We start from the raw sequence: 11781 nt of genomic DNA, 5'->3' as shown, positions 1-11781 counted from the left end.
TGGTGGGGTGTCTTTTTCCCCCCCCCCCCCCCCCCCCCCCCCCCCCCCCCCCCCACCCCCCTCCCCCCCCCCCCCCCCCCCCCCCCCCCCCCCCCCCCCCCCCACGACCACGGCCCTCGTGAACGGGGGGTCAGGACACCACGGGAGCGGCGTCCGTGACCTCGCTCAGCCGGACCGTGCACAGCCCGCGGGCTTCGCTCTTCACCTCCGTCACCTTGAGCTGGGTACCTGGCGTGAGGATGTACTCCTCCTCGCCGGTGAAGGCCGAGAAGCGCTTGATCCCGACCGCCCGGGCCGGCGTCACCTCGAAGAGCGTCCGCTTGCCGCGACTGCCCAAGAACGCCCTGGCCACCTTCAGCTCGGAGGTGCAGGAGGAGACACCCCACCAGGTCACTGTCCGGCCCACCGGGTACTGCGCCCGAAGGTCCAGCGACACCCCGCGCCACAGCGGTTGCGTGTAGGCCGGCAGCTTCGAGACCGCCGAGAACAGCAGCCGCAGGTACGGCAGGTAGGGCGTGACCCTGGTGCGGTCGGGGGAGCGCAGAACGCTGTTGATCTCACGGTAGAAGGCCGACTCACAGGTATAGAGGTGGAGCGCGGCGATCGCGTCGGCGGACGGGCCGCCCTCGGCCACCTGGTCCGCACGCCGCTTGCCGAAGTCGCGGGAGCGCTGGATGTGCCCGGCGAGCCCGGACAGCGCCGCGGAGACCGGGGCGGCGGCGTCGTGGAAGTCCATCAGCGGGGTGTCGAAGACACCGGTGATCGCGGGCAGGACCAGGCCCTCGTCCTTGACGCTGGTGAGGCGTTCCAGGTACAGCTGGTGCAGGTTCATGGTCGACTCGATGAAAGCGCCCATGCGCGCGGCGGCACCCCCGTCCGCACCGCCCGTGCCGACCGCCGTCTCGTTCCACCCCTTGCTCGGCAGCCAGTCGATGCCGTCGGCGCCCAACGAGGCCAGAGCGTCGTTGACCTGGGCGAAATGGTCGCCCTCGCAGAAGAGGTCGCCCTGCGCCGCCGGGTTGGCGTGGTCCAGATGCCGCACCTCGACGTCCGGGTACTTCTGCTGGAGCCGCAGGACAACCCGCTTCAGGCTGCGGGCGTGCGCCCCCCACCACGCGAACACGACCCCGCGGTCCTCCTCGGCCGCGTCCTGCTTGGCCTTGAGGATCTCCTCGACGATCCGCTCGGCGACCGGCCGCCAGAACGTCGTGTGCTGGTCGGCCCCCATCGCCCCGTCCCCGCTCGCGGTCAGCGACGCGTTCAGCAGGAGCACGCCCTGCGTCAGCATCGCCTGGAACCACTCCGGCGGCTGGACCGTGTCCCGCTCCTTCAGCAGCGCCCGCACATCGGCGATCGGGGTCTTCTTGACGATGCCGTACTTCCACATCGCCGCCGCCTTGATGAGGCACCGAATGCTGACGACCCGGCCGAACCGGCTGTCCTTCCAGTCACTGAAGGTGTTGTCGAACATGGCTATGCCGGTGGCGCTCTCCGGCCGCGGATACGGGTTCTGACCGAAGACCACAACCTTCCACTTGTGCGGCGGGTTCGGTTTGAGCGCCTGGAACGTCAGCTCGCGGACCGGGACCACCTCAGGGCTGCGGCCCTTCCCGATGAACCGCGCGGCGTCCGGCTGCGCCTCGATGACCGGCTTCAGCAGCGGGAGCCAGGACTCCCCGCCGCCGTCGAAGAGCTCGCTCAGGGCGAGGGGGTCGCTCGCACCGGGCTGGGACTGCGGTGGCTGGCCCGGAGCCGGGACACCGGGCCCCGATCCGGTCATGGCGGAGGCGCCTTCACTCGTCGTGGCGGAAGGAGAGGAGGGGGCGGGAGCTACGGGCGTCGGCACGGCGGCCACCGGTGGCACGATGCGTACCCGCTGGTCCACGGGCACGTTCTCGATTCCGTGCAACTGGGAGACGATCGTGGAGCGCAGCTCGTCGTCGTCCTCGAACCAGTGGTCGTGAAAGAGCGTGTAGCCGGTCCACATCAGATTGGCGCACACCCGCGCCGGCACCTGGCCGGTCTGCGCCCCCAACCCGACCAGCGCCACGGACCGGATGCTGCCCGGCTTCTTCCAGTTCTGCCGGTGAACAGCCTGGAAAGCAGCCGCGCACGCCAGCGCCACGTTCAGCGTGGCACTCACATTCTGCGAGGACCGCACCATCGTCGGCGTCGATATCAGGTACCGGGGAACGGTCGCGCCGGACGGGACGCAGACCGCGCTGCCCACCGGCATGGGTCCGGCGAACCGGTCACGGATCGCCCGCTGGACGCGCACCTGGATGCCGGACCCCAGGTACCGCTTGATGACGGCGTCGACCCCGCCGTCCATCCGGCCCAGGGAGTTGGTGGGGGTGACCCAGGCGTCGACGTCCTCGTCGAGGATCGAGCCCTTGCGGATCTCGATGCCGGGCGTGTCGGCGAACGCGGCGCGCCACGCCTCCACCACACGCTCGTTGACGTCCGTCAGCACCACCCTGAGCGCGGGCGGCACACTGCTCTCGGTCATCGTCCACTCCTGTCGTGTCACAGCGGTTCCAAGACGCCGAACGTATCGCCCACCACTGACAACGCGGCCCCGGCAAGCGGTCTATGACCTGCCGTCATGCTCTGCTGAACCCACACCGACCGGTGGCCGCACACGCTCACGTCCCACCGGCCGTGCACCCGCCGATCGGGGTACATGAGGCGGACGGGGCCTGGCCCCGGTCGGCCGACTCCTCGCCCGGACCGACCCGGCGGAACGCGAAAGGACGAACGGCAAAAGGGGGCTTGAGGTTCCCTCACTTCTCCGTGACAAAGCCCACCGCGCACCAAACGTGATCGCAATGGAATAAAACGCCTTCTAGGTGATGTGTGCGCACCAGCCAGGCACTAGTTTGACGATTTCTTGATCACTACCAGGCCGTCTGACCAAGGGGCCAACGCACACCATGCACATATCACCGCCCGTTCCGGGGGAACGGGTCTCTTCGCGCGCGCTCAGGCAACTGCCCCGCACCACCGCCTTGTTCGCGCTCTCCCTGACCTCGCTGAGCGGGGTGGTCCTGGCAACGCCCCGGTCGGCCATCGCGGCAGCACCCGCCGTGAACAGCCCGGCCGGGAAGCTCTCCGCTCCCGACGTTCCCTCCGCCCTCGACGCGGCGAAGCATTCCGGCGAACGGGTCGAGGCACTGTCCGAGCGCACCGAGACGTCCACCACCTGGGTCGGACAGGACGGCTCCCTGACGACTGAACTCACCGCCGGCCCCGTACGGTTCGACCGGAACGGCAGTTGGGTCACCGTCGACACCGACCTCACCGAACACCCCGACGGCACTGTGGCGGCCAAGGCACACCGCCGCCTCGCCCACCCTCGTGGGCAAGGACGGGACACCCGCCAACGGGGCTACAACCACGTGGCCGTCGTCGAGCGCAAGCGGCACGGGCTCCAGCTGATCCAGCACGGCAGCTCGAACAGGACCAGCCTCGCGGCTGCCATCCTGCGGCACCACGGCAAGCCCAACTACATCGAGCGGGTCGTCATCCTCCGCCCGAAGGCGAGGTCCTGACCATGACACGCAAGACAAGACTCACCCGCATCACCCTGGCCGCCGTCGCCACGGGCGGACTCCTGACGGGCTGCACGTCGGACGACGAATCCCTGACGTACCAGACGGACTACAGCAGTCACCGGCCGCTGCGAGTCGTGGGCTACCCCTCCACGGGAAGCCTCGAGACGGTGCAGAAGGCCGTGTGGCGGCTCGCCGACGGCGACGTCGACGCACTGGCCGCGCTCGCCGTCGACGGCACGCACGCCGACGCCACGGCCCGCAACTGGGTCAAGGCCTTCGGCGCCGCCGCCAAGGGAGAGGTGGCAGCGGACTTCTACGACGAGGGTTCCGTACGGCAGGTCGTGGTCCTCTACTTCGCCAAGAGCGGCCAGATCAAGGAGATCGAGGCCCGCAGGGGAGAGAAGGACGACGCCTGGGGACTCACCCTGGCCGAGCCCGACCCGGCCGAGGCAACGGCCAAACCGACCTGGGCCCCGTCGAAGCCGGGCCGCTCCGGCTCCCGCACCTCGGGCACCTCGTCCCAGAACCAGCGCTCACTTGCCCGGTAGCGCCATCGAGGCCCGCACTCCGAACAATCGGGGTGCGGGTCTTTGCATGTCGCCGTCACGGGGCACGCCACGGCCCCGGCGGTCAGGGCCGCTCCACCGGACACCCCGGACGCGAGAATCCGCGAACTCACCTCGGGCTCCGACCGTGTGGGACCGGGTACCGCCGACCGCCCCCCGACCTTCCTGGACCAGAACGAGACCCCCCGGTCGCAGTCCCGGCGAACCCTCGGCAACTGACCTCGGCCCATGAAGATCCCCGACAGAGTCAAGTCAGAGGTACGACGTGACCACCACGACCGAGACGAGCTCGCCGGTGGCGGAGCGGCCCAGCCATACCGGCCACGTTCCGTCGCCGCCCGTGCCGAACGACACCAGGTCGCTGCCGGTGGCCTCGTCGACGGCGCGCACGTAGCCGTCGCCGACCGACTCGCACACGTCGTCGTCCTGGTCCTCGTAGGAGCGCCTGACTCTGCCGGACAGCGTCTCCCAGGCCGCGGCGTCCGCGAAACCGCCGGCCGCACCGTCGGTGCCGAAGCCGTAGGCGTGGCCGTCGAGGAGCAGACGGGGGTCCTCGCCCTGGCTCAGCGCCAACTCCCAGGACACGGTGGGCTCCTCCCGGATCAGCAGGCGTACGGCGGGCTCCTCGGTGACCGGGAACCGGTGCCCCTCGTACTCGCCCTCTCCGGTGATCACGGCGGTCTCCAGCAGGTATTCGCCGGGGGGTATGCGCTCGGCGAGTTCGCGGGGCTCGTCCCCCAGCGGGTCCGAGACCGCCAGGCGCCCGCTCGGGATCCGCACCACGGCAATGTGCCGCGGTTCGGCTGTCTCCGTCTTGGTCCAGGGTTCCACGAGGAAGGAATTGCCGGGCTGGAAAAGGGCGTTGAGCGACACCTTCAGACGCATGGGCTTCGGCGGGCGTCACAGGATCGCGGGCTCCTCACCGCCCGCGAAAGCCGCCTCCGCCGCCGTGACCTCCGCCGCCGTGACCTCATCCGGCTCGGGCGCGTCCGGCGGCCTGGACGCATGGTCGACCGCACCTACCCCGAACCCGGACCGATCGTGCCATCGCAGATCCTCCGGCACATCGGCCACGGTGTGGAACGACCCGCCGCTGTCGCCGCGTTCCTCCAGGATCTTCCTGCCCGCTCGCCCCGGGAGGAGTTCCAGCGTGACCCGCCAGGCGTCGGGCGCCAGGTCCGGCTGTTTTGGTGAGGCGTAACGCCGTTCCACATACTGCCGCAGGAACAGGCGGTCGTCCTCCAGCGGCCGGAGATCGACGTCGCGGACGCGTCGCCCCAGCTCGTCGTAGACCCACTGCCCGACGAAATGGTGACGCCAGGCGACGAGATGCACCTCCGCGGGGACCGCGCGCCCCGGAATCCGGTGCAGCACCGCATAGGGCTCCCCGGCTCCGTCCCGCTCCTCCGCCTCCGCCCGGGTCAGCGGCCCGACCGCACGACGGGAACCGGCGTCCCACCCCTCGGCGTACGAAACCATCACCACGTCCTCGCCCACGCCCCGCCCCTCAAGATCCACCGATCACCGGCCACGATACGCACGACCGGTGCCGTCGGCGGCGTGGGACGCCTGGGTGAAGGGTCAGGGGCGCGGCGGCAGCCAGCCCTGTTGGACGGCTCGTACGCCGGCTTCGAAGCGGCTGCGGGCGTCGAGGCGTTCCATCAGTTCGGAGGCGATCCGGCGGGCCGTGCGGTGCGACACCCCGAGCCGTTTGGCGATGGCCTCGTCGGTGTGGCCCTCGGCCAGGAGCCGCAGGGCGGTCGTCTGCTGGCCGGTGAGTCCGTTCGGGTCGGTGGGGACGATCTCGCCGAGCGGCTGGGCGGATTCCCAGGTGGTCTCGAAGAGCGCGCACAGGGCGGTGAGGGTGCCCTGGCCGGTCAGCAGGACGGCGCCGGCGGCGGTGTCGTCGCTGCTGACCGAGATCATGGCGGTCAGCCGGTCCATGAGGATCATCCGGGTCGGCAGGGACGCAACCGTGCGGACCCGGCCGCCCAGCCGGGCCAGCCAGGTGGCGTGTTCGACGGTGGGCCGGTTCGTACGGACACTGTCGAGGTAGATCGTGCGCATGCGTACCCTGCGGCCGAGCAGGTCCTCGTTGAGCGGCCGGGAGGCGGCCATGTTCTCCGCGGTCTGCGGTCCGCCCGGGGCGAAGGCCAGGAACTCCTCGCGCACCTCGCGGGTGAGTACGGCCAGCCGGTCGCGTATCTGGTCGAGGCCGACGAGTTGCTCCACCCCGGGATGGCTGGTGGCGGGGCGGAGCTCGGCGTACTCGGAGATGAGCTGCGCCGCGGCTGCCCGGGAGGATTCGAGGCGCTGCTGCTGGGCCGCCAACTGGGCCTGCTGGCGGCCCATCAGGATCTCCATGCCGATATCGGGGGAGACGGCCCGGAGCCGGCCCGCGTCCCCCGCGGCGGGGCGCACCAGGGCCAGCTCGCTCAACGTGTCGAGGGCGTCGCGCACCTCTTCCCCGGGCAGCCCCACGGCGTCGGCGAGGGCCGTGACACCGGCGGCCGGACTTCTGAGCATGGCGCGATACACCCTCTCGGCGGCGGTATCGAGTCCAAGCGCGGTCAGCATCAGGTTCCCCCCGGTTTCCACAGACCCTCCCCAGTCCCACGATGATCTTCGCAGAGGATCGGGGATCGTCGCAGGGGGAGGCCCAAAGCGGCCAGGGCCTCAACTGGCCACCGTACAAGCCGACTTGTTGACGCATCCCGTTGAGATTCTGGATTGCATGTACCTGGTCCACACATATCTGGAACTGCCGTCCAGCGACGAACTGCCACGCAACATCAGGACTCTGGTGCGATCGGCGATCGTCCCCCGCGACGGCGTCGAGCACGTCGCCGTGCATACCGTCTCCTCCTCCGAACTCACGCTCGGCTTCTACCTGTTGGCCGAAGCGCTCGAAGAGGCGGAGGAAAGAGCGGTACGGACCACCCGCCGACTGCTGCGCGCCGTGCCGGAGTTGGCCACGGCGCGGCCGACCGGCGCCGGAGTGCCGCTGATGCCCCTGGCCTTCGAGCCGCAGACGGTGGGCTGAGACGGCCCCCGTGGACGCATCGGTCCAAGGCCGCTTCCGTCCATCCGTGAACCCTTTCCTCGGGCCTGAGCTGCGACGAACCTATGAATCACCGGCCGAGCCGAGCGCCACCGCGGGGCGCGACAGCAGGCCGGACACCGCATCTCGTCCCGGAAGGAACGGAAACAGCCATGCTTCGTACCCGCATCGCCAAGGCCGCCGCGGTCTCCTCCCTCGTCGTCGCCGCGGCTCTCGCCGCCCCGGTGGTCATGCCCCGGTCCACGGCGGACGCGGTTCCGGCCTCCTCCGTTCTCGCCTCCGACGCCGGCTGGCAGGTCGCTCCGGCGGACGCCGGCTGGCAGTAGGCCGCCCGCCGCGCCCGGCAGCCACGTGCCGCGGCCGCGTCCCGTCGGCCTGAAAGGGCGGTGCCCCCTCGAACCGAGGGAGCACCGCCCTTTTCGGCATGGGCCGGAGCATGGCCGGGACGGATATCTCCAAGGGTGTGGGGCGTGCGGACGCCTTGAAGGCCCCGCCGGGGGACCGGCGGGGCCTTCAAGACGTCGGGTGGGGCGTCAGGCGATCTTCTTGTAGCGCAGGGCGACATAGTCCGAGCCCGGGTGGCCGCTGATGTTGCCGCTGTTGATGTTCGCGGTCGCGTAGTTCATGTCCGTGTCCGGGCTGCTCTCGGAGTAGTAGTAGAAGGTGCCCGCGTCCTGGTCCTTCCAGCCGGCGAAGATGACGGCGTGCTCGGAGTAGTCGTTCAGCGCGTCACCGGGCCTGAGGTCGGCCTTGTCGATCTGCGTGCTCACGCTGGGGAGGGTCTCGGTGCTCAGCGAGGTGGTGAGGTGCCAGGCCATGGAGACGAAGCCGGAGCAGTCGGTGCGGTAGGAGTGCTCGCCGTCGACGTCGCTGGCGGTGTCGGACCCCCCGACGTACTGGACGTTGCGGTCGTACCAGTTCTTGGCCCGGGCCATGACCTCGTTGCGGTAGATCGTGCCGCCCTGCACGGACTGAGGCGGGGCCGGCGCCACATAGGCGCAGTTGTTCGCATAGGTCGACAGCAGGCTCTGGGTCCAGCCGGACGCGTCCACCGGGTCGTCGGAGTGGTACGTGATGTCGCTGCCGTCACCGTCGGTCGGGTCCGCGTCGGAGTACCAGTACATGCCGCCGTTGGTGCGGCCGTAGTAGAGGCCGCCGCCCGGCGAGGAGAGCGAGTCCACCGCCGACCAGCCGCTCGCCTTGAGGACCGTGCGGTCCCAGTCGCCCACTCCGTTGATCTTGTAGCTGAGCAGCCGGCCGTCCGCGGTCGAGGCGACGATGCGGTCGTCACCCGCGGCGGCGAGCGTCTTGAGGACGAAGCCGGTGTCGATCACGACGTGCTGGCCTATGTGGGCCGACCCCGCGGGCTTGGGCTGCGACACCACGTACTGGTGGAGCTCGCCGTCCACCGTTCCGTAGAGGTGACCGGCGCCGTCGTAGACCATCTTGTCGAAGGTCCAGCCGCCGTCCCAGATCTTGACGACTCCCGCGAGCGTGAGGGAGGTGTTGTTCGTGGACACGTCGACCCGGTAGAGGTCGCCGGTGGTCGAGGTGACCAGGATGGTGTTGAAGTTGAGGGTCGCCATCGCCTTGGGCGTGAAGCCGAGGTTCGGGCCGGTGAGCGTCTTGACGCGGTCGCCGGTGTCCGGCGCGATCTGCGTGTACGTCAGCCGTCCGTCCGCCAGCGTGCCGTACATCGACACGTCACCGGAGCACGACGCGACGGCGTGCGCGGCGCCGGCGGTGGTCGCCACCATGCCGAGGGACATGGCGCCGACGGCGGCGACGGCTGCGGTGGTACGGCGGAGGGCGTGGCTGAACTTCATGATCTCTCCTGCGGTGTGGAAGTCGAACGGGCGAAGGCACGTCACCGACCGCCCGGCTGCCCTGCATGTGCAGCCGTGGAGGTCGTCCCGGGTGTGTCGCCCGGTGGCAAGAACTACTTTCGCCGCAGGTCACGAGGGGTGGAAGAGAGATCGGCTGGACGCAAACGTCCTTGGCCTGTTGCGTCCTGACAGGGCATCGGAAGGCCCCGGACACACACTCGGCGCCCCGGGGTCGGCCGGTCCGCGTGAAGTCGCAGGCCTCAGGAATCCGCCGGGCGCCCCGGCGGGGTGAAGGTGTACAGGTCGAGGACGTCCGGCGGCGGAGCCACTTCCGGACGCCGGCGCGCACCCAGGCCACGATGCCCTCGGCCGCGTCGGGGCCGTTGACGAGTCCGAGCCGGACGGGCCGTGCGCCGGCGGCCCGGCCCGCGGCGGACGGCTGTACGACGACGACTTCGGCCTGGTCGCACACGTCGAGGCACTCGGAGACGCGCACCGGTACTTCCGCGCGCAGCCGCGCGGTCTGTGCGGCGTGATCCACTCCGGTCATCTCAGGACCGCCGCAGCAGCAGTCCCGGCACACGACGACCCGGCACGGCACGGGTCCGCCCACCACCACGGGCTCCCTGGTGCCTCTTCCAACGGCGTCCCGGGCACAGCACACCACTCCCCTCCCGGCGAGATCCGCCCCGGTGCCGCTCGGGGAGGCGACCGCGTGAGTCTCCCGGCTCCCGGATCTCTGAACGCTCCGCCTTCCCGACCCGGTTGGGGCGGTGGCCTGCCGCAGCGCACTCACCGGTCACAAGGGCGGGACCGCGCCGGATTCACACCGGCTTCCTCGTCCCGCCGTCGCTCTATGCCGCCGATCATCGTGTTGTCCACCGATGCCGGTGTCCGTTCGCCGCCGGCGTTCCGCGGCTGTGGCGGCTGGGATGGGTCGATGACTTCTCAGCGAGACATGAACGGCAAGGTGGCCCTCGTGACCGGCGCGCACCGCGCCGCGGCGGCCTCGTCCCGAGGCGCGACTGCCGTCGAGGGCGCGGGCGATACCGACAGACCGCTCAGGCCTGGGCCGGCATCACCCGGGTCACCTTGCCCTTCAGGTCGGCATCCAGATAGCCGGTGACGTAGTCGTCGGCGAGATAGACAGCCAGTCCCAGCGGAGTGCCGAACGTGTCGTCGGCAGGGCGGACCAGGACGTAACGCATGGTCGGCCGCTGTACGTTCAGGTCCTTCTTCGCCCGCCTCAGCAAGGCGGGAAGGACGTCCCAGTCGAAGCTGTCGAGACTGAAGGGGCGTTCGCCGCCGATGATCGCACTGCTGATGATGCCCTTCTCGACGCCCTGGCCCGGGCGGTAGGTGTAGCTGTCGTACTTGGTGTCGCTGCCCTTGACCATGATGTCCGCGGAGACGTACGTCGGATAGACGGTGAGGTCGCATGCGCGGTCCGTGCCGGTCGCGGCCTTGATCTCCTTCACCGCCGCCCGGATGCCGGCGGGGGTGAGCAGATCCGTCTTCGCGTCGGCCTGAGGCGTCGGGGTCGGGTTCGGGCGGGAAGCTGTGCGCGTGGGATCCGTCGTCCTGGCCGAGGAGGTCGCACCGGCTGAACCGGCGGCCCCTCCAGCGTCCTTGTCGCCTCCGTCCGGCAGCAGGGTCCACACCAGGACTCCCGCCATCACGGTCCCGACGACCGACGATGCGATCGCGATGCGGGTCTTCGCACGGTTGCCCGGCCCCGTCGGCGTCTGCCGTGTGGGGCCCGCCGGGTACGGAGTCGGCGGCCCGAAGCCGGTTGACGGTCCGAAGCCGGCAGGCGGTCCGGACCCAACCGGCGCCGAGGGCACGGGTGTCGCACCCGGCGGAGGGGCCAGCCTGTACGACGTGGCCCCGTCCGCCCCGGCGTGAGCACTCGCAACCGTGCTGCCGCCCTCGACCGCCTCCGCGAGCAGCCGGTCCGCGGTCGTCGCGTCCACCCGGTCGGCCGGGTTCTTGACGAGCGCGGCGTTCAGGAACCCGGTCAGGACTCCGGCTCGGACGGGTGGCGGAAGCTGCTCGCTCAGCAGCGCCGCCAGCGTCGCGAGGGTGGTTCCCCTGCGCAGCGGGTGATGTCCCTCGACGGCGACGTACAGCATCATCGCCAGCGACCACAGGTCGGAACCCGGGCCGCCCTCGCCGCCGGAGATGCGCTCGGGTGCCATGTAGTCGGGCGTGCCGATGATCGACCCGGTTACCGTCAGGGCGGTCGAGTCCCTGATGGTCGCGATGCCGAAGTCGGTGAGGACGGGACGTCCGTCGGGCCGCATCAGCACGTTGGCGGGTTTCACGTCCCGGTGCTGGATGCCGGCATCGTGCGCGGCGCGCAGCGCGGCCAGCACCTCGCGACCCAGCCGGGCGGCGTCTGCGGGAGCCAACGGCCCCTTGTCGAGCCGGTCCTGAAGTGACCCGCCGGTCACCAATTCCATGACGAGCCACGGGTAGACGTACTCCCCGCTGTCCACCACGTGATGAATGGTCACGACATTGGGGTGATCGACGCGAGCCAGCGCCCGTGCCTCGCGCAGCACTCGGGCCCGGAGCATCGCCGCGCCCTGCGGGTCGTACTCGGCAAGACCCGGATCGTGCGGCCGTACCTCCTTGAGTGCCACGGCCCGGTCAAGGACCAGATCGCGTGCACGCCACACCGTGCCCATGCCACCGCCACCGAGCCGCGTCTCCAGCTCGAAGCGCCCCTCTACGACCCGTCTGCCGGAATCCCCCTCGCCCATGGCCGGAAG

At 70.4% G+C, this 11781-nt stretch carries 10 protein-coding genes, 1 pseudogene and 1 riboswitch; of the genes and pseudogenes, 4 read left to right on the top strand and 7 right to left on the bottom strand.

Annotated elements, in window-relative coordinates; genetic code table 11:
• Nucleotides 1–130 precede the first annotated feature (130 nt).
• Complete coding sequence (locus ACZ6KY_RS36860) at nucleotides 131–2509, bottom strand: ADP-ribosyltransferase domain-containing protein (RefSeq protein WP_469314622.1); 2379 nt, start codon at nucleotides 2507–2509, stop codon at nucleotides 131–133.
• Between the two features lie 424 nt (nucleotides 2510–2933).
• On the opposite strand from ACZ6KY_RS36860, the gene ACZ6KY_RS36855 reads away from it, so the two are divergent.
• Nucleotides 2934–3551 carry a hypothetical protein gene (locus ACZ6KY_RS36855; RefSeq protein WP_469314621.1) on the top strand — a complete coding sequence of 206 codons (618 nt, stop codon included), beginning with the start codon at nucleotides 2934–2936 and terminating at the stop codon, nucleotides 3549–3551.
• Nucleotides 3552–3553: 2 nt separating this feature from the next.
• A complete protein-coding gene (locus ACZ6KY_RS36850) occupies nucleotides 3554–4102 on the top strand; it encodes a hypothetical protein (protein ID WP_469314620.1) in 549 nt (182 codons plus the stop codon).
• A 270-nt stretch (nucleotides 4103–4372) separates the two neighbouring features.
• On the opposite strand, the gene ACZ6KY_RS36845 is transcribed toward ACZ6KY_RS36850, so the two are convergent.
• The 3 genes from ACZ6KY_RS36845 to ACZ6KY_RS36835 all read right to left on the bottom strand — a co-directional run bounded on the left by ACZ6KY_RS36845 (nucleotide 4373) and on the right by ACZ6KY_RS36835 (nucleotide 6697).
• On the bottom strand, nucleotides 4373–5005 hold the full coding sequence (locus ACZ6KY_RS36845) for a DUF4241 domain-containing protein (RefSeq protein WP_469314619.1): 633 nt from the start codon (nucleotides 5003–5005) through the stop codon (nucleotides 4373–4375).
• A 15-nt stretch (nucleotides 5006–5020) separates the two neighbouring features.
• Nucleotides 5021–5617 carry a hypothetical protein gene (locus tag ACZ6KY_RS36840; RefSeq protein ID WP_469314618.1) on the bottom strand — a complete coding sequence of 199 codons (597 nt, stop codon included), beginning with the start codon at nucleotides 5615–5617 and terminating at the stop codon, nucleotides 5021–5023.
• An 84-nt stretch (nucleotides 5618–5701) separates the two neighbouring features.
• Nucleotides 5702–6697: a helix-turn-helix domain-containing protein gene (locus tag ACZ6KY_RS36835; protein WP_469314617.1), complete on the bottom strand. Its 996-nt coding sequence runs from the start codon at nucleotides 6695–6697 to the stop codon at nucleotides 5702–5704.
• Nucleotides 6698–6854: 157 nt separating this feature from the next.
• On the opposite strand from ACZ6KY_RS36835, the gene ACZ6KY_RS36830 reads away from it, so the two are divergent.
• Together ACZ6KY_RS36830 and ACZ6KY_RS36825 are read left to right on the top strand one after the other, a co-directional pair.
• Nucleotides 6855–7163 carry a hypothetical protein gene (locus tag ACZ6KY_RS36830; RefSeq protein WP_469314616.1) on the top strand — a complete coding sequence of 103 codons (309 nt, stop codon included), beginning with the start codon at nucleotides 6855–6857 and terminating at the stop codon, nucleotides 7161–7163.
• Nucleotides 7164–7333: 170 nt separating this feature from the next.
• Nucleotides 7334–7507 carry a hypothetical protein gene (locus ACZ6KY_RS36825; RefSeq protein ID WP_469314615.1) on the top strand — a complete coding sequence of 58 codons (174 nt, stop codon included), beginning with the start codon at nucleotides 7334–7336 and terminating at the stop codon, nucleotides 7505–7507.
• A gap of 207 nt (nucleotides 7508–7714) precedes the next feature.
• Here ACZ6KY_RS36825 and ACZ6KY_RS36820 read toward each other — a convergent pair whose 3' ends face one another.
• From ACZ6KY_RS36820 to ACZ6KY_RS36810, 3 genes and pseudogenes are all read right to left on the bottom strand, one after another.
• Entirely contained in the window at nucleotides 7715–9007 is a 1293-nt protein-coding gene (locus tag ACZ6KY_RS36820; RefSeq protein ID WP_469314614.1) for a tachylectin-related carbohydrate-binding protein, read from the bottom strand.
• 260 nt (nucleotides 9008–9267) lie between these two features.
• Nucleotides 9268–9557: pseudogene (locus ACZ6KY_RS36815) on the bottom strand (hypothetical protein).
• A 167-nt stretch (nucleotides 9558–9724) separates the two neighbouring features.
• Nucleotides 9725–9847: riboswitch (cobalamin riboswitch) on the bottom strand.
• Nucleotides 9848–10068: 221 nt separating this feature from the next.
• Nucleotides 10069–11772, bottom strand: a complete 1704-nt coding sequence (locus ACZ6KY_RS36810) for a serine/threonine-protein kinase (protein WP_469314613.1) — start codon at nucleotides 11770–11772, stop codon at nucleotides 10069–10071.
• Between the last annotated feature and the right edge of the window lie 9 nt (nucleotides 11773–11781).

This window comes from Streptomyces sp. NPDC042002, assembly GCF_055588305.1.
Note: the sequence above shows the minus strand (reverse complement) of the source record. Positions and strands in the feature narration are given on the sequence as shown.